Annotated in this window: 1 rRNA gene; it reads left to right on the top strand. The window is 46.3% G+C overall.

Annotation, left to right across the window (positions count from 1 at the left end):
- Positions 1-142: 142 nt before the first annotated feature.
- Positions 143-257, top strand: a 16S ribosomal RNA gene (locus FDW97_RS17835); the annotation flags it as partial.

Below are 257 nucleotides of genomic sequence, written 5' to 3'. Positions count from 1 at the left end.
ACTGCTCTTTAACAATTTATCAGACAATCTGTGTGGGCACTCGAGGATACGGATTCTTAACGTCGCAAGACGAAAAATGAATACCAAGTCTCTGAGTGAACACGTAATTCATTACGAAGTTTAATTCACGAGCATCAAACTTAAATTGAAGAGTTTGATCATGGCTCAGATTGAACGCTGGCGGCAGGCCTAACACATGCAAGTCGAACGGTAGCACAGAGAGCTTGCTCTCGGGTGACGAGTGGCGGACGGGGGAG

The organism is Citrobacter sp. wls708, from assembly GCF_005281255.1.
GTDB classification, from domain to species: domain Bacteria; phylum Pseudomonadota; class Gammaproteobacteria; order Enterobacterales; family Enterobacteriaceae; genus Citrobacter; species Citrobacter werkmanii.
This window is presented reverse-complemented; position numbering and strand designations above follow the sequence as displayed.